Source organism: Dietzia sp. CQ4 (assembly GCF_014145125.1).
Lineage (GTDB): Bacteria > Actinomycetota > Actinomycetes > Mycobacteriales > Mycobacteriaceae > Dietzia > Dietzia natronolimnaea.
In genome coordinates this window covers 1-15,711 of the sequence record NZ_JAALDZ010000003.1, presented here as the reverse complement: position 1 = coordinate 15,711, position 15,711 = coordinate 1, and the positions used below count along the sequence as shown (strand labels likewise).

Annotated in this window: 17 protein-coding genes and 1 pseudogene; 15 read left to right on the top strand and 3 right to left on the bottom strand. The window is 71.9% G+C overall.

What is annotated here, in order from left to right; translation table 11 throughout:
• The 6 genes and pseudogenes from G6031_RS00195 to G6031_RS00170 all read left to right on the top strand — a co-directional run.
• A pseudogene (locus G6031_RS00195) lies at positions 1-394 on the top strand (ABC transporter ATP-binding protein); the annotation flags it as partial.
• Complete coding sequence (locus G6031_RS00190; protein ID WP_182652057.1) at positions 391-1,023, top strand: ATP-binding cassette domain-containing protein; 633 nt, start codon at positions 391-393, stop codon at positions 1,021-1,023. The pseudogene G6031_RS00195 and the gene G6031_RS00190, both read left to right, overlap by 4 nt.
• 69 nt (positions 1,024-1,092) lie before the next feature.
• Positions 1,093-1,728, top strand: coding sequence for a TetR/AcrR family transcriptional regulator (locus tag G6031_RS00185; RefSeq protein WP_182641645.1), 636 nt, complete (start codon positions 1,093-1,095; stop codon positions 1,726-1,728).
• Positions 1,725-2,495, top strand: coding sequence for a maleylpyruvate isomerase family mycothiol-dependent enzyme (locus G6031_RS00180; RefSeq protein WP_182639254.1), 771 nt, complete (start codon positions 1,725-1,727; stop codon positions 2,493-2,495). Before G6031_RS00185 ends, G6031_RS00180 begins: the two co-directional genes overlap by 4 nt.
• 130 nt (positions 2,496-2,625) lie before the next feature.
• A complete protein-coding gene (locus tag G6031_RS00175) occupies positions 2,626-3,828 on the top strand; it encodes an MBL fold metallo-hydrolase (protein ID WP_182610202.1) in 1,203 nt (400 codons plus the stop codon).
• 41 nt (positions 3,829-3,869) lie between these two features.
• The gene (locus G6031_RS00170; protein WP_182652056.1) at positions 3,870-4,274 is read left to right on the top strand and encodes a four-helix bundle copper-binding protein; all 405 of its coding nucleotides are present in this window, start codon (positions 3,870-3,872) and stop codon (positions 4,272-4,274) included.
• Here G6031_RS00170 and G6031_RS00165 read toward each other — a convergent pair.
• The 3 genes from G6031_RS00165 to G6031_RS00155 all read right to left on the bottom strand — a co-directional run bounded on the left by G6031_RS00165 (position 4,258) and on the right by G6031_RS00155 (position 8,311).
• Positions 4,258-6,369, bottom strand: coding sequence for a heavy metal translocating P-type ATPase (locus G6031_RS00165; RefSeq protein ID WP_182652055.1), 2,112 nt, complete (start codon positions 6,367-6,369; stop codon positions 4,258-4,260). The genes G6031_RS00170 and G6031_RS00165 overlap by 17 nt on opposite strands.
• Positions 6,370-6,410: 41 nt before the next feature.
• Positions 6,411-7,514, bottom strand: a complete 1,104-nt coding sequence (locus G6031_RS00160; protein WP_187701934.1) for a HAMP domain-containing sensor histidine kinase — start codon at positions 7,512-7,514, stop codon at positions 6,411-6,413.
• Positions 7,515-7,588: 74 nt separating this feature from the next.
• A complete protein-coding gene (locus G6031_RS00155) occupies positions 7,589-8,311 on the bottom strand; it encodes a response regulator transcription factor (protein WP_182652059.1) in 723 nt (240 codons plus the stop codon).
• 234 nt (positions 8,312-8,545) lie between these two features.
• Here G6031_RS00155 and G6031_RS00150 point away from each other — a divergent pair, with 234 nt between their 5' ends.
• From G6031_RS00150 to G6031_RS00110, 9 genes are all read left to right on the top strand, one after another.
• Positions 8,546-9,211 (top strand): DUF305 domain-containing protein, encoded by a 666-nt coding sequence (locus G6031_RS00150; protein WP_182652053.1) that lies wholly within the window; start codon positions 8,546-8,548, stop codon positions 9,209-9,211.
• 2 nt (positions 9,212-9,213) lie between these two features.
• Positions 9,214-9,840 (top strand): CueP family metal-binding protein, encoded by a 627-nt coding sequence (locus G6031_RS00145; protein ID WP_347238408.1) that lies wholly within the window; start codon positions 9,214-9,216, stop codon positions 9,838-9,840.
• 183 nt (positions 9,841-10,023) lie between these two features.
• Positions 10,024-10,581, top strand: coding sequence for a hypothetical protein (locus tag G6031_RS00140; RefSeq protein ID WP_182645581.1), 558 nt, complete (start codon positions 10,024-10,026; stop codon positions 10,579-10,581).
• Between the two features lie 8 nt (positions 10,582-10,589).
• Positions 10,590-11,630: a hypothetical protein gene (locus G6031_RS00135; protein ID WP_182652051.1), complete on the top strand. Its 1,041-nt coding sequence runs from the start codon at positions 10,590-10,592 to the stop codon at positions 11,628-11,630.
• Complete coding sequence (locus G6031_RS00130; RefSeq protein ID WP_182652050.1) at positions 11,630-12,202, top strand: hypothetical protein; 573 nt, start codon at positions 11,630-11,632, stop codon at positions 12,200-12,202. The genes G6031_RS00135 and G6031_RS00130 overlap by 1 nt, the downstream gene beginning before the upstream one ends.
• A gap of 10 nt (positions 12,203-12,212) precedes the next feature.
• Entirely contained in the window at positions 12,213-13,370 is a 1,158-nt protein-coding gene (locus G6031_RS00125; RefSeq protein ID WP_182652049.1) for a hypothetical protein, read from the top strand.
• Positions 13,371-13,524: 154 nt separating this feature from the next.
• On the top strand, positions 13,525-14,067 hold the full coding sequence (locus tag G6031_RS18625) for a hypothetical protein (protein ID WP_206682118.1): 543 nt from the start codon (positions 13,525-13,527) through the stop codon (positions 14,065-14,067).
• 62 nt (positions 14,068-14,129) lie between these two features.
• The gene (locus G6031_RS00115; RefSeq protein WP_182652048.1) at positions 14,130-14,525 is read left to right on the top strand and encodes a metalloregulator ArsR/SmtB family transcription factor; all 396 of its coding nucleotides are present in this window, start codon (positions 14,130-14,132) and stop codon (positions 14,523-14,525) included.
• Positions 14,522-15,711 (top strand): HAD-IC family P-type ATPase (locus G6031_RS00110; RefSeq protein WP_182652047.1); only part of this gene is annotated, 1,190 nt, incomplete at its 3' end. The genes G6031_RS00115 and G6031_RS00110, both read left to right, overlap by 4 nt.

Here is a 15,711-nt window from a genome sequence, read left to right as displayed (position 1 = left end):
TGGGCAACTCCGGCGTGCGGCGATCGCGGCCGCTCTGGCCACCGCTCCGTCGGTGCTGGTGGCCGACGAACCGACCGCGGGCCTGGACGCCGGGCCCGCCCTGGCCACTCTCCGGCTGCTGCGCCGCCTGGCCGACGAGCGCCGCATCGGCGTCGTGGTGATCACCCACGACCTGGCCACGCTGACCGCTTCGGACGCCGCCGACGAGGTCGCCGTGCTCCGGGCCGGCCACCTCTGTGACGTGGGCCCGGCCTCGCGGTTGCTCGCCGCACCCGACTCCCCGTACACCCGTGAGCTCCTGGCCGCCGCGCTGCACCCCGGATCGGCGGCGGTGCCGGCGGTGCCCGACTTCACACCGGAGCTCGGCGCGGCGGTCGGGTCGTCGTCGTCATGACCCTCGTCGCCGACCGGGTCACCTACCGCCGTCCCGACGGCGGATTCGTCCTCCCGCCGACCGACCTGACCGTGCGACCCGGACGGATCACCGCGCTCGTCGGGCCCTCCGGGTGTGGCAAGACCACGGTGGCCCACCTGCTCGCGGGCCTGCTCGTCCCCGGCTCCGGTTCGGTGACCGCGGGGGGTGTGGGTGTGCGACGTCGTCGGGGTCGGCTGCCCGGCCACACGGCCCTGCTGGACCAGGATCCGGTGTCCGCCTCCGACCCGCACCTGACGCTGCGCCGCGCCCTCACCCTGTCGGCGTCGGTGCGCGGCGTCCCCGTGGACCCGGACGCGCTGGCGGTCGAGGTCGGCCTGAACCCGGTGCTGCTGGAACGCCGCCCGGCGGAGGTCTCCGGCGGGCAACTCCAGCGCGCCTGCCTGGCCCGCGCGCTGGCCCAGGAACCCCGGTACCTGATCGCCGACGAGGCCACCGCCCATCTGGATCCGCTGAGCACGGCCGCGATCGCCCGCACCCTCCGCCGGCGGGCCGACGGAGGCCTGGGCGTCCTGGCGATCACCCACGATCTGCGGTTGGCCGAGAGTTGGGCCGACGAGGTTGTGGAGTTGGAGACCCGCGTGTCGTGACGGTGCCGAGACCCGATTGCGACCAGTTTCCTCTGGACAGTACGGCGAGCCGGGAGCATACTCCTAACCATGTTAGGCACTCCGAATCGCGATAGGTCAGCCGAACGACGTGAGGCGACACGGCGGGAGATCATCGACGCCGCGTGGGAGGTGGCCCGCGAACAGGGCCTGGCCCAGCTGACCCTCCGCGATGTCGCGGCCCGCGTCGGCATGAAGGCGCCGTCGCTGTACTCCCACGTGGACTCCAAGAACGCCATCTACGACGCCATGTTCGCCCAGGCCTGGACCGAGTGCCTCGACATCATGCTGGCCCTGGACGAGGGACGCCCGTCCGATGCCCGGGGGACGGTCCGGATGTACGCGCGGGCGTACTTCGACTTCTGCGTGAGCGACCTCGCCCGGTTCCAGCTGATGAACCAGCGCACCATCCCCGGCTTCGAACCCAGCCCCGAGGCCTACGCGCCCGCGGTGCTCGTGCTCGACGGTCTGCGTCAGCGGTTCGCGGCCATCGGGATCACCGACCGGGAGGACATCGACCTCTACGTGGCGGTGGTGGGCGGCATGGCGGACGCCCAACTCGCCAACGACCCCGGCGGCGATCGCTGGGCCCGCCTGTTCGACCGCGCGGTCGACATGTACCTGCACGACGTCGGCATCCCGACCGACGTCCCGGTCACCACCACACAGGAAGGCACACCGCCATGACCACGACAACCGGGCAACACCGCTCGAAGAACGACCCGCGACCGCCCCGGCTGGACCGCGACACCGCCGCGCGCCTGGCCGAGACCGAGTACGAGCGGGTGGCCGACATGCTCGACCGCCTCACCCCCGAGCAGTGGGGCACCCGGACCGACTGCACCGAGTGGGACGTGCGCGCGATGGCCGGGCACATGCTGGGCATGATCCAGATGCTCGCCAGCTGGCCGGAGATGGTCCGCCAGCAGGTCGCGTCCGGCAGGCGCGCCAAGCGCGAGGGCTGCCCCGCGATCGACGCGATGACCGCGCTGCAGGTGGAGAAGAACGCCGGCCTGTCGACGGACGAACTCATCGCCCAGGTGCGCCGACTGGCCCCCAGGGCGGCCAGGAACAGGCGGCGCGCGCCGGGCGTGATGAGGAAGCAGGCCATGGAGGACAACGGCGAGTGGTGGTCCATGGGCTACCTCTTCGACGTGATCCTCACCCGCGATCCGTTCATGCACCGCATCGACATCGCCTCCGCGACGGGAGCCACCATGACGGCGACCGCGGAACACGAGGGGGTGATCGTCGACGACGTGGTGACCGAGTGGGCCGGTCGGCACGGCCAGGCGTACGACCTGGAGCTCACCGGCCCGGCGGGCGGGCGCTGGCAGCACGGCGGGCACTCGGGCGCGGGCGAGAACCTCACGATGGACGCGTTCGAGTTCTGCCGAGCACTCAGCGGCCGGGCCCCGGCGGAGGGACTGCTCCGGACCCAGGTCCCGTTCTGACCCGGATCGTGAATGTGCCTTTATCCGACCGGGTGTGAGGTAGATTACATTCCGGGCACAACGCGCTGGTAGCGCGCACTTCTCCGGCTCGTCGCCGCCTCTGTCTCGACCCCGGAAGAAGGACGCCGCCATGCCCCCGTCAGAACCCCTCCCCCCGCCTCCGCCCACCGCCCGCCTCAGCCGCCGCTCGCTCCTCTCCGCCTTCGGCGGGGCGGTCGCGGCGACCGGAATCGTGGGCTTCGGCAGCGGCTCCGCCGGAGCCCAGAGCCTCACGGGTTCCCTGGGCTCCGGCTCACTCGGGTCGTCCGGCGGCACCCCGCCGGACGGCATCCCCTCGGCGCAGCGTGAACCACTCGAGCTGCTGCTCCTGGGGACACTCGCCGGCCCGATGGTGGAGAGGACGCGGGTGGGGATCGCGTCGGTCCTCGTGGTCAACGGGGCCGCCTACGTGATCGACTGCGGCCGGTCCGCGGTGACGCAGTACGGGCTCACGGGCCTGGAACTGGCGGCGATCAGCGACATCTTCCTCACCCACCTGCACGCCGACCACATCGCGGACTACTACAACTTCGCGCTCATCGGTGGGGTGGTCGCCAACGCCGCCGGGGACAAACTCGTGGCCCCCGTCGGCGTCCACGGCCCGGGGTCCGCGGGCGGACTGCGACCGCCCAACGTCGACTACCCGGACTTCCCGGTGGTCGCCCCCCAGAGCCCGACCCCGGGCACCGCGGAGATGACGCAGCGGCTGGACGAGGCCTACGCCTACACGTCGAACATCTTCCTCCGGGACAACGGCCCCACCGGTGGACCGCCCGACCCGCGCACGCTGTTCGACGTCCACGAGATCGTGATCCCGGACGTCGGCGCCAGCTACACCAACACCTCCCCGGCGATGGACCCGTTCCTCGTCATGGAGGACCAGAACGTCCGGGTCACCGCCACCCTCGTCCCGCACGGGCCGGTCTTCCCCGCGTTCGCCTTCCGCTTCGACACCGCGCACGGGTCGGTGACGTTCTCCGGGGACACCAGCCTCAGCGAGAACCTGGACCGGTTGGCGCTCGGCACCGACACCCTCGTGCACGAGGCGATCAACGTGCGCGGCGGCAACCTGCCGCCGGCCATGATCGAGCACAACCTGGAGTCCCACGTCGAGGTCCAGGTGGTGGGACAGGTCGCCGAGCGCGCCGGCGCCGAGCGACTGGTCCTCACGCACCTCGGCGACTACTCCGGCGTCGTGGACGTGCGGCAATGGCACGACTGGGCCCAGGAGGGCTACGGCGGGGACGTGATCGTGGGCCACGACCTGCAGCGGATCGTCCTGGCCACCCGCTGACCCCCGCCTCGCCCTCACCAGAACGAGCTTCAGGAGGAACCATGAGCACCATCGACATGATCACGTCCCACCCCCACCCGACCGGTGGTCTGCCCGTCGAGTTGCTGGCGGAGGCGATCGACGCCGCGTCCGCGTGCGCGCGCATCTGCACCGCCTGCGCGGACGCGTGCCTGGCCGAGGAGTCGGTCGCGGAGATGCGCGACTGCATCCGCACCGATCTCGACTGCGCGGACGTGTGCGCGGCCACCGCGTCGGTGCTGAGTCGCCGGACCGGGACGATCTCGGGGGCGGTCAAGGAGTTGCTCAGCGCGTGCCGCGTCGCGTGCGCGACGTGCGCTGACGACTGCGGGGCCCACGCGGACATGCACGCCCACTGCGCGATCTGCGCCGAGGCCTGCCGCCGCTGCGAGACGGCGTGCGCGGAGTTGCTCAGCGCGATCGGGTGACCCGGGCGAGCGATACCCGATCCCGGCCGGGCACCACCGTGTCCGGCGCCAGATCCAGACGCCTCAGCACTTGCGCGTTGACCGCCACCACCACGGTGGACAGCGACATGAGGATCGCCCCGACCGACATCGGCATGATGATCCCCACCGGCGCGAGGACACCGGCGGCCAACGGCACGGAGACCAGGTTGTATCCGCCGGCCCACCACAGGTTCTGCACCATCTTCCGGTAGGTGGCATCGGAGAGTGCGGCCACCGAGACCACCGAGCGGGGATCGTCTGATGCCAGCACGACCCCGGCGGAGGCGATCGCCACGTCGGTGCCAGCGCCGATGGCGATGCCCACGTCGGCCTGCGCCAGCGCGGGAGCGTCGTTGACGCCGTCACCGACCATCGCCACGCGGCGCCCCTCCTCCTGCAACTGCCGGACGGTCGAGGCCTTGTCCTCGGGCCTGACTCCGGCGAAGTACCTGTCGATGCCCAACTCCTCGGACACCGACGCCGCCACGGCCTCGGCGTCACCGGTGATCATCTGCACCTGCACTCCACGCTCATGGAGCGCCGCGACGGCCGCCGCCGATTCGGGACGCACCTCGTCGACCAGCCTCAACGCGCCGACCACGGACCGGTCCACGACCACATGCAGGATGGTCGCCCCCTCCGCGCGCCACGAGTCGACCGTGCTCCCGCCACCCGCGCCGAGTCCGGCCAGGCCCTCCTGTTCGAGCAGGTACGGCCCGCCCACCCCGACCAGGCGCCCGTCGACCCGGGCCTCGACGCCCACCGCCGGTGACGAGGCGAAGTCCGCCGCGGCCGGTACGTCGAGTTCCCGATCCGCGGCCGAGGCCACGATCGCGCGTGCGAGCGGGTGCTCGGAGTCGGACTCGGCGGCCGCGGCCAGGCGCACCACCTCGTCCTGAGTCCAGCCCGGCACGACCTCCACGCCAGTGACCGCGGGCGCCCCCCTGGTCAGGGTGCCGGTCTTGTCGAACAGGACGACGTCGACGGTGCGCATGCCCTCCAGCGCCAGGCGATCGGTGATCAGCACGCCGCCGCGGGCCGCGCGCTCGGTGGCGATGGAGACCACCAACGGGATCGCCAGACCCAGAGCGTGCGGACAGGCGATCACCAGGACAGTGACCGCCCGGGCCACCGCCTGCTCCGAATTCCCGAGGACCTGCCACGACACCGCCGTCACGGCGGCGGCCCCCAGCGCATACCAGAACAGCCATCCGGCCGTACGGTCGGCGATCCGCTGGGCCCGCGAGGAGGAGTTCTGGGCCTCGGCGACCAGTCGGCGGATGCCCGCGAGCGTGGTGTCGTCCCCGACCGCCGTGACGCGGATGCGCACCCCCGAGTCCGTGGCGACGGTCCCGGCCACCACCTGGTCGCCCTCGCCCCTGCGCACGGTGCGGGATTCACCGGTGATCATGGATTCATCCATGCTCGCCGAGCCCCGGGTGATCACGCCGTCGGCGGGGACATTTCCACCCGGCCGGACGATCACCTCGTCGTCGACGAGCAGGTCCCCCGGCGCCACGGTCTCGACACCGCCGGGCGTCACCCGCTCGGCCCGGTCGGGCAGTAGCGAGGCCAGGGAGTCCAGCGCCGACCCGGTCTGGGCGAGCGAGCGCATCTCCACCCAGTGGCCCAGCAGCATGATCACCACCAGCAGAGCCATCTCCCACCAGAACTCCAGCTCGTGACCCAGCAGCCCGAGCGTCGAGCCCCAGGAGGCGAGGAAGGCGACGGTGATGCCCAGGCTGATCAGCAGCATCATCCCCGGTTTCCGGGAGCGGAGCTCGTCGGCGCCGCCCACCAGGAAGGGGCGTCCACCCCAGAGGTACATGACCGTACCCAGGGCCGGCGCCACCCACAGTCCCCAGCCGGTGATCTCGTACCCGAGAAGCATGGCGAACATGGGGGAGAACACGACGGTGGGGATGCCGAGGGCCAGCATGATCCAGAACAGGCGCCCGTAGAGCCGGACGTGATCAGTGTGGTCGTGGTGGCCACCCTTCGGGTGATCGGCGTGGCCGTGATGGTCCTCGGCCGGGTGATCCGCGTGATCTGCGTCCGGCTCGTGGGCGTGCATGGGTCATCCTCCTGTCGTGGGGATCGTGAAGCTGAAGCGCGTCATCCTCCTGTCGTGGGGATCGTGAAGCTGAAGCGTGCGCCGTGCCCGGGGCCGTCGCTGGCCGCGCTGACGCGACCGCCGTGGGCCTCCACGAGTGCCCGGGTGATCGCCAGCCCGATGCCGCTTCCCCCGCCGTGTCGGCCGCGGGCGGTGTCCACGCGGTAGAAGCGGTCGAAGAGGTGATCCAGGTGGTGCGCGGCCACGCCCTCGCCGGTGTCGGTGACAGTGACGGACACCCGCCTCCGAGCCACCGTGTCGGTGCCGGACGTCCTGGTGCCGGTGTCCGCCGGGAGCAGGCTGGTGCTGACGGTGACGGAGCCACCGGCAGGGGTGTGCCGAAGTGCGTTGTCCAGCAGGTTCCCCAGTACCTGGCCCATGCGGTCGACGTCCACGGTGACCTCGGCGTCGACGAGGTCGCGGGCGGTGAGCTCCACCCCCTTGTCCGCGAACCGCTCCCGGGCGGCGTCGAGGGCGCTCCCCACCAACCCGGCGATGGTGGTGGGGACCGGATGGAGGCGGGTCAGGTGCTCCTCGACGGCCGAGACGGCCACGATGTCCGACGCCAGGCGTTCAAGTCGGCGGGTGGCCGTCCACAGCACCTCCCTGGTGTCGTCGTCGTAATCCCTCACACCGTCGTCGACGGCCTCGAGGTAGGAGTCGATCGTGGCCAGCGGGGTGCGCATCTCGTGACCGAGGTCGGCGAGCATCCGGCGTCGCGTGGTGTCGGTGGCGTCGAGTCGCCGGGCGAGTTCGTTGACGCTCGTCGCCAGGTCGTCGAACTCCCGCCCCAGCTCGGGGCTCGCGACGCGCGTGTCGTAGCGCCCGCCGGCGATCTCGGCGGTCGAGGCGGTCACCACCGCGACCGAACGCTGGACCCTGCGGGTGAGGTACCAGCTCGCCAGCAACGCCAGGAGCACCGCGACGCTCACCGCCAGCCCCCACGCCAGGACGATCGAATCCGTGAACGCCTCCTCCACGTGGGCGGCCTCCGCGGAGTCGTGCTCGATCCCGGCCTGTCCGAGGTGGTCGTGGAAGATCTCGGGCGCCAGCACCGAGGCGACGAGCCAGGCGCTCCCCGCGCAGCCCACCACCACCCCGGCCATGACCACCAACAGACGCGTCCCGAAACTCGCCCCTGCGAGCCGGCCGCGCCGCACCTCACCGACGGCGCCGCCGCTCACCGCCCGGGCCCCATCCGGTAGCCCACGCCGCGGACCGTGCGGACGTAGCGACCCCGTGTGGCCTCGTCACCGAGCTTGCGGCGCAGGTGCGCGACGTGGACGTCCACCAGGTGGTCGTCGCCCACCCAGTTCGGGCCCCACACCCTCTCGATCAACTGGGATCGGGTGAACACGACACCCGGGTCGCGGGACAGGGCGGCGAGCACGTCGAACTCGGTGCGGGTCAGGGCGACGGCCCGCCCGTCGACGCTCACCTCGCGACCGGCCACGTCGATGGTCAGATCCCCGATCCTCCGCAGACGCGCGTCCACCGGGGTGGTGCCCGCGGCCCCGGCGGCGGCCACGTCGTCGTCGTACCCGGTCACGGGACCCCGAGGTCTGCGCAACATCGCCTGGATCCTGGCCATGAGCTCGCGGGGGCTGAACGGCTTGGTCATGTAGTCATCCGCGCCGACGGACAGCCCGATCAGTGTGTCGACCTCGTCGGTCCGGGCGGTGAGCATCACGACGTACGCGTCGGAGTGCGCCCTGATCCGCCGGCACACCTCGACCCCGTCCAGCCCCGGCAACCCCAGGTCCAGGACGATCACGTCCGGGTCCACCGACCGGGCGAGCGTGACCGCCTCGGCACCGTCGCCGGTGACGGTGACCTCGAATCCGTCGCGACGGAGATACGAGGCGACCAGGTCGGCGAGGGACTGCTCGTCGTCGACGACCATCGCCCGCAACCCCGTGGGCGGGCGCGGCACGGGACCGGGCGCACCGGCCTGTCCGTGGTCGCCAGGGCTGGGGGTCATGCGTCCCATCATCGCGCCCCGCCTGCGGATCCGCCGCCCCCGCGACGGCCTTGACCAAACCTTCACACGACCTCCATCCGGACCGCCGGACCCGACGGGCAGGATGGTTCCCAGCAGTCCGGGCGCCCGGCCGCTACGTTCGAAAGGACCTCGACGATGACCAGCAGGATCTTCCTCGCCGCCGCAGCCGTGGCCGTCCTCACGCTCTCCGCCTGTGCCGACGACGGCGACGACACGACGGCCACGACGCCGGCCACGACCACCACCGCCGAGGACGGCGCTCCCGCGACCACCGAGGAGGGCGACGCGTCCGAGCACTCCGCCGCCGACGTGCGGTTCGCGCGGATGATGATCCCGCACCACGAGCAGGCCATCGAGATGAGCGACATCATCCTGGCCAAGGAGGGCGTCCCCGACGACGTCCGCGAGCTGGCCGAGGAGATCAAGGCCGCGCAGGGCCCGGAGATCGAGCAGCTCGACGAGTGGCTCGAGGAGTGGGGCGAACCCGGCATGGGCCGCGGCGATCATGGCGACCACATGGGCGATCACACGGGCGACCACATGGGTGACGCCGGCGAGATGCGAATGATGGACGGGATGCTCTCGCCGGAGGAGATGCAGGAGCTGGCCGACGCCGAGGGCACCGACGCCGCGCGGTTGTTCCTGGAGCAGATGATCGTCCACCACGAGGGCGCGATCGACATGGCCGAGGACCAGGTGTCCGGCGGCACGCACCCGGAGGCGGTCGAGCTGGCCCAGACCATCATCGACACCCAGCAGCGGGAGATCGATCAGATGCGCGAGATGCTCGCCGGCCTGTGACCGTGACGAGTGCCCTGACGACTGTTCCCCGCCCGTCCGCGCGCCGTCGCGCCCTGCTCGCGGCCATGGTCGCGGGATCGTTGGGGCTGACCGCCTGCACCTCGGCCGGGCCGGAGACGGACTCCACCTCCGACCGGGCCGCGGCCACCCTCGTCGAGCGACACGGCCTCGAGGGGTTGGACGCCCGGCAGGTGATCGAGCGGCTCGACACCATGCCCGTGGCCGAGCGGCCCGACGACCTGTGGGCCTCCGTCGAACCGGACCAGCTGGTCCTGAGCGACCCCACCGGCGACCTCGAGGAGGCGGCGCTGCCGATGCCGGCAGACGAGTTCTACCTCTCCGTGGCCCCGTACCGGAGCTTCACGCACGACTGCTTCTTCCACAGCCTCACCACGTGCCTCGGGGAGCTCGGCGGCGAGACCGTGCAGGTGACCGTGACGGACGGGGCGACCGGGCAGACCGTGCTCGACGAGACCCGCACGACCTACGACAACGGCTTCGTGGGCCTGTGGCTCCCGCGCGACCTCACCGGCACCCTGACGATCGCGCACGAGGGCGACTCGACGACCTCGCCCGTCTCCACCGGCGACGACGACCTGACCTGCCTGACCACGATGCAGGTGGCGTAGGCGCCGCACCCGTCACACCGACTCAGCCGCCCCATGGGGCGACCCGCCATCCGGTTCACACCCGCGACACGCCGCCGGATTTGACGCAATAGCGCGCATGTGTCTAGTTTAAAAAGGTCTTCATAAGTGTGATCGAGGACACTCGTTGAGTTCTTGATCCACTCCCCTGGCCGAAGGATACCCATGCGTAATTCTGTGCTGGTCGCGCTGAGCGCTGCCATGATCGTCGCCCTCCCCGCCGCCGGAGCCGCCTCGGCGCAGGCCGATGAGCAGGAGCTGAATTTCACCGTCACGGCCGCCCAGAACGGCGGACTCTCGGTGAACACCGGCGGTCCGGTGAGCACCCTGGGGCTGGCGTCGGACGGCGGGACGGCCTCGGGCACCCTGACCGTCTTCAGCATCACGGACACCCGGGGGACGACCAACGGGTGGAACGCCTACCTGGGACTGACCGACTTCGTCCACACCCAGGACGCCACCGCGATCATCCCGGCCACCAAGGCGACGTATCGGCCTCCGGCCTCCGCCAACGGGCTGGTCTTCGGAGGGACGGCGAACCGGGTGGCCGCGGACATCCCGCTGAAGAACGCCGACACCCTCTTCATGACCCGCACCCAGCGGACGCTCGCGGCGCCGCTCGAGATCGCCACGATCCCGAACCTCAACGCGATGTCGGTCGACCTCTCGGACGGAGTGGCGATCGGGCAGTACAAGGCGACGCTCACCCTGTCGGCTCTCTGAGCCGAGCAATGCGCTCTCTTGCACGGCTGTTGCTGGCCCTGTTGCTCTGCGTTCCACTCGGCATGATCGCGATGCCCGACCAGCGGGCACACGCCCAACCACAGCCCGGTGGGGGCGAACCCTCGGGGTCCATCAGGATCTCACTGCTGGACGTCCCCGCGGACCGGGTGGACGACCCGCGGGCGAACTCCTACATCGTCGACAACATCCCCCCGGGGGAGTCGATCGCGCGACGCGTGCTGGTGACCAACGACACGGGCGCCCCCGCGACGTTAGACGTCTACGCGGGACCGGCCGAGATCCGGGACGGCAACTTCGTCCCCAAGCCGCGAGGCGAGACCAACCCTCTCACCTCGTGGGTGGGACTCAGCGCGGACGAGGTGACCCTGGAGAACGGTCAGTCCGCCGAGGTGCTCGTGACCATCACGGTCCCGGCCGATGCCCCCGAGGTCGAGCAGTACGGGGCGGTGTGGGTGTCGACCAGGCCGGCCGCGGCCGATGCCGAGCAACAGATCCAACAGGTGTCGCGGGTCGGGGTGAGGCTCTACGTGTCCGTCGGCGAGGGCAACGGCCCCCCGTCGGACTTCCGAATCGACGGCCTCACCCCGCAGCGCGACGCCGAGGGGAACGCCGCCGTGGCGGTGAGGGTGCAGAACGTCGGCGGGCGGGCCGTCGACATCTCGGGCACCCTGGCACTCGGCGACGGGCCGGGAGGCCTGACCGCCCAGGCGGTGTCCGCCAGCACCCTGACGGTCTCCCCCGGTGACGACGGAGAAGTGCTGTTCATGATCCCGTCCAGCGCCGAGTTCCCGGCGGGCCCGTGGCAGGCCACCGCTGACCTCCAGAGCGGATGGTCGCAGCACTCCTTCAGCTCGGAGATCACGTTCCCCGATCGGGGCGTCGGTGAGACGCACGGCAGCGATGACGGGTGGTCGCTCGCGCTGTGGGGCGCGCTGGGCGCGGGGCTGCTCGCGGCGATCCTGCTGGCGCTGGTGCTCCTCCGCCGCCGCTCCCCGGAGGACCGCGTGCACCCCGTCGAGAAGCGCTGATGGTCGGCACGGTGCCCGTACGACACCGTCTGCCCGTCGCGGTGACCTGCGCTGCGGCGCCTCTCGCTGCGGCGGCCCTCGTCGTCGTCGTCGGACAGGGGGTCACGTCGACCGCCGCCCCGGCGGACACCACCACCCTGTCCTTCGAGGTGGTCGGCGCGATGAGCGGCGACCTGCACATCGCCGTCGCCCCGGACGGGGACCTGGTCCTCCCGCTCGGTGTGGGCACCGCTCAGGTGGTGCTGTCCGATGCCGCGGTCATCGACAGCCGGGGTGGTGGATCCCGCGAATGGACCGCGTCCGTCGCCGCCACCGGTCTCGACGACGCGGTGACCCTCTCGTACAAGGTCGTCTCCCCCACCGATCCCGGAACCGGCACGGTGACCAACCGGATGCCGGACTGGACTCCGGTGAGAAGCCCCCGGGACGCCGTGGCGGTCGGCGCGATCAGCCGCCCCTCCGCCGCGTGGAGCTGGACGCCACACCTCCGGGTGGATCGTGCGATCGGTGGCGCCGGGTCGATCGGTCCGACCTCCGCGGTCCGCGGTGCACTGGTCACCTCGGCGTTGTGAGGCGTCGACGATGAGGACCACCAGCACGTCTCGCGCCGCGGTCATGGCCCTCATCGTCATGTTCCTCGCCACCGTCCTGCCCGCGCCCGCGGCCGCGCAGTCGGGGACGACACCCGGTGCGGTCCCGGGCACGATCGCGATAGGCCTGCGGGGCGCACCGACGGCGCCGCGGAACGATCCGAGGGCCCAGCGGTACATCGTGGATCACCTGAGGGCGGGCGCCACGACCACCCGTCGTCTCGAGGTCAGCAACAACACCGACTCCCCGCAGCGGATCGAGGTCTATCCCGGGCCGGCCGCGTTGCAGGACGGGAGCTTCCTCCCCGCAGCGCCCGGTCACTCGAGTGCCCTGACCCGGTGGATCCGCGTCGACCGGCCGGTCCTGTACCTGCAGCCCGGGGCGTCGGCCGAGGTGGTCGCGACGATCTCCGTGCCCGCCGAGGCCCCGGATGCCGAGCAGTACGCGGTGATCTGGGCGTCCCACACCTCCGCGGCCCCGGGCGGGAGCGCGACCGGATCGGGTACCGGGTCAGTGGGCTCAGCGGGGTCGGTGGGGTCGGCGGCCGGATCGCTCGGGTCGGTCGGGTCCTCCGGGGGCGGTTCGGGCTCGCACGAGGCCGGCCTCGACCGGATCTCCCGCGTCGGGGTCCGCGTCTACCTCTCCACCGGCGCGGGCGACGACCCCGGGTCGGGTTTCGAGATCGTCGATCTCCGGCCGGTCTGGACCGCGCTCGGGGTGGCCGCCTTCCTCGCGACCGTGTCCAACACGGGACGACGGGCGGTCGACGTTGCCGGCACCCTCGACCTCACCGGCGGGCCCGGCGGGTTGGCGACCCCACCGATCGCAGCGGAGCCCGTCACGATCGCTCCCGGCGAGTCGGCCGAGGTCCGATTCCCGCTGTCGGCGGACCTGCCGGTCCCCGCCGGCGAGTGGAACGCGACCGTCGCTCTGGCGAGCGGCGCCGAGAAGCAGACGCGAGCGCAGGACGTCACCCTTCCCTCGCCAGACGGCTCGTCGGCTGACGACGGACCCACCCCGGACGCGTGGACCGGTGCCACCTCCGCCACGGTCCGCCCCCTGGGGGCCGGTGTGGCACTGGTGAGCCTCCTCGCGGTGCTGCTCGTCTGGTTACTCGTCCACAGACGCCGGGAGAGTGGTGGCTCGTAGGGGTAGACCCTGACGACCCGGCCGGGCGCGCTGCAGGGGTCCCCGGATCTTCCCCCGGATTTCCGTTCCGCCCCGGGTGAGCGGCGCACGGCCGCGGTTAGGGTGACCCCGACGTCAGTCGAGTCGCCTCTCCCGCACCGTGAAATGAGACGCCATGAACGAGCAGTTCCCCTACCGGCCCGACGAGTCCTCGGACGCCGGTCGGGACCGCCTTCCGGCGCCCTCGGACCAGTTCGCCCCCATCCAGCGGTTCCCCCCTGAGCAGTTCCCGACGGAACGGTTCCCGACGGAGCAGTTCCCGACCCGCCCGGCCGCCGGGCCCGCCGAACCCCTGGCGCACGAGGGCGGTCTGCCCTACGGCGACGCACCCGCCGCGCCGTACCGCCCTGACCAGGACTTCGCCCCCCGTCATCTGGGCGCGCCACCCGCGTTCGACAACGACCCCTTCGTTCCCGGCCCGTACCGGCCGTACCTGCCCCAGCACCTCATGCCGCAGCACGTCATGCCCCAGCAGTACCCGCCCCAGCCCTTCATGCCGCAGCCCTTCATGTCGCAGCCGTACCCGATGCAGCAGACCGTGTTCGTCGCCAACGGCGGCGGCAGGCGCGTCAACCACGTGCTGCACCTGATCCTGACCATCCTCACCTTCGGCCTGTGGCTCCCGGTGTGGGCGGTGCTCGCGATCGCCAATTCCTAGCGGCCGGGTCGACGCCGGCGTCGACCCTGGAACACATCGCCCAACACAGTTATCATCGTCGAATGACGATCAATGCCGGGGTTGCGCGCGCGGACACCACCGGGTGCCGGTCAGGGACGGAGCCGGGAGCGGCCCCCGAGTCAGGGCCCGGACTCGATGCCGCTGCCGCGCTGTTCCGCAGCCTGTCCGACGGAACCCGGCTGGCGATCATCCGCCGGCTCGCCCGCGGTGAGACCCGGGTCGCCGACCTGGTGTCCGAGCTCGGGCTGGCCCAGTCCACGGTGTCCGCCCACGTCGCGTGCCTGCGGGACTGCGGGCTCGTGGAGGGGCGACCGCAGGGCCGGCAGGTGTTCTACTCGCTCGCCCGTCCCGAGTTGATGGACCTGCTGGCCTCCGCCGAGACGCTCCTCGCCGCGACCGGGTCGGCGGTCGCGCTGTGCCCCGACCAGGTCTCGTGAGCGACGCGTGCGGGTGCGGCCCCGACGAACCGCTGGCCGGCGAGCACGAGGACCGCGGTCCGGAGAAGCTGTGGCAGGTCACCGAGATCCGGGCCGCGGCCATCGCCGGGCTCCTGCTGCTCGCGGGACTGATCCTCGGCTGGACGGCCGGCCCCCACGCGGCCGGGTCCGCGCTGTCCGTGCTCGCGCTGCTGGTGGCCGGTTACACCTTCGTCCCCTCGACCCTGAGGCGGCTCGTGCGCGGCAGGATCGGCGTGGGCACGCTCATGACCATCGCGGCCGCCGGTGCGGTGATCCTCGGGCAGATCGAGGAGGCCGCCATGCTGGCGTTCCTCTTCGCCATCAGCGAGGGGCTCGAGGAGTATTCGGTCGCACGCACCCGCCGCGGCCTGCGCTCCCTGTTGTCGCTGGTGCCGTCGACCGCCACCGTCCTCCGCGGCGGGCGCGAGCTGCGGGTGGAGCCCGACGACCTGCGTCTGGGCGAGGTGATGATCGTCCGACCGGGCGAGCGGATCGCCACCGACGGCACCATCCGCACAGGGCGGACCGCCCTGGACAACTCGGCGATCACCGGCGAATCGGTCCCGGTCGAGGCCGGTCCGGGGGACGAGGTGTACGCGGGGTCGATTAACGGCAGCGGCGCCCTGGAGGTCACGGTCACCGCGGAGGCGCGGGACAACTCGCTGGCGAGGATCGTCCGGATCGTGGAGGCCGAACAGTCCCGCAAGGGCGAGGCCCAGCGGCTGGCCGACACCGTCGCCAGGCCCCTGGTCCCGGGCATCCTCGTGGCCGCCGCGCTGATCGCCGTGGTGGGCGGCCTGCTCGGCGACCCGCAGGTGTGGATCGAACGGGCCCTGGTCGTCCTGGTGGCGGCCTCTCCGTGCGCTCTGGCGATCTCTGTGCCCGTCACCGTGTACGCCGCCGTGGGTGCGGCCAGCCGGTTCGGCGTGCTGGTCAAGGGGGGCGCCGCTCTGGAGGCCCTCGGCCGCATCCGCGGAATCGCCCTGGACAAGACCGGCACCCTGACCCGCAACAGTCCGACCGTCGTCGAGATCGCGGCCGCGGACGGGGTCTCCGGGGCGGAGGTCCTGGCGGTGGCGGCCGCGCTGGAGGCCCGCAGCGAACACCCGCTGGCCGCGGCGATTCTGGACGCGGCCGGACACGAGGTCCCCGCGGCCCGGGACGT

Bases quoted from the DNA above. Each gene is read 5' to 3' on its own strand.
- G6031_RS00190 (WP_182652057.1), top strand. From the start codon at position 391: ATGACCCTCGTCGCCGACCGGGTCACCTACCGCCGTCCCGACGGCGGA.
- G6031_RS00185 (WP_182641645.1), top strand. From the start codon at position 1,093: ATGTTAGGCACTCCGAATCGCGATAGGTCAGCCGAACGACGTGAGGCG.
- G6031_RS00180 (WP_182639254.1), top strand. From the start codon at position 1,725: ATGACCACGACAACCGGGCAACACCGCTCGAAGAACGACCCGCGACCG.
- G6031_RS00175 (WP_182610202.1), top strand. From the start codon at position 2,626: ATGCCCCCGTCAGAACCCCTCCCCCCGCCTCCGCCCACCGCCCGCCTC.
- G6031_RS00170 (WP_182652056.1), top strand. From the start codon at position 3,870: ATGAGCACCATCGACATGATCACGTCCCACCCCCACCCGACCGGTGGT.
- G6031_RS00165 (WP_182652055.1), bottom strand. From the start codon at position 6,369: ATGCACGCCCACGAGCCGGACGCAGATCACGCGGATCACCCGGCCGAG.
- G6031_RS00160 (WP_187701934.1), bottom strand. From the start codon at position 7,514: ATGGCCGGGGTGGTGGTGGGCTGCGCGGGGAGCGCCTGGCTCGTCGCC.
- G6031_RS00155 (WP_182652059.1), bottom strand. From the start codon at position 8,311: ATGGTCGTCGACGACGAGCAGTCCCTCGCCGACCTGGTCGCCTCGTAT.
- G6031_RS00150 (WP_182652053.1), top strand. From the start codon at position 8,546: ATGACCAGCAGGATCTTCCTCGCCGCCGCAGCCGTGGCCGTCCTCACG.
- G6031_RS00140 (WP_182645581.1), top strand. From the start codon at position 10,024: ATGCGTAATTCTGTGCTGGTCGCGCTGAGCGCTGCCATGATCGTCGCC.
- G6031_RS00135 (WP_182652051.1), top strand. From the start codon at position 10,590: ATGCGCTCTCTTGCACGGCTGTTGCTGGCCCTGTTGCTCTGCGTTCCA.
- G6031_RS00130 (WP_182652050.1), top strand. From the start codon at position 11,630: ATGGTCGGCACGGTGCCCGTACGACACCGTCTGCCCGTCGCGGTGACC.
- G6031_RS00125 (WP_182652049.1), top strand. From the start codon at position 12,213: ATGAGGACCACCAGCACGTCTCGCGCCGCGGTCATGGCCCTCATCGTC.
- G6031_RS18625 (WP_206682118.1), top strand. From the start codon at position 13,525: ATGAACGAGCAGTTCCCCTACCGGCCCGACGAGTCCTCGGACGCCGGT.
- G6031_RS00115 (WP_182652048.1), top strand. From the start codon at position 14,130: ATGACGATCAATGCCGGGGTTGCGCGCGCGGACACCACCGGGTGCCGG.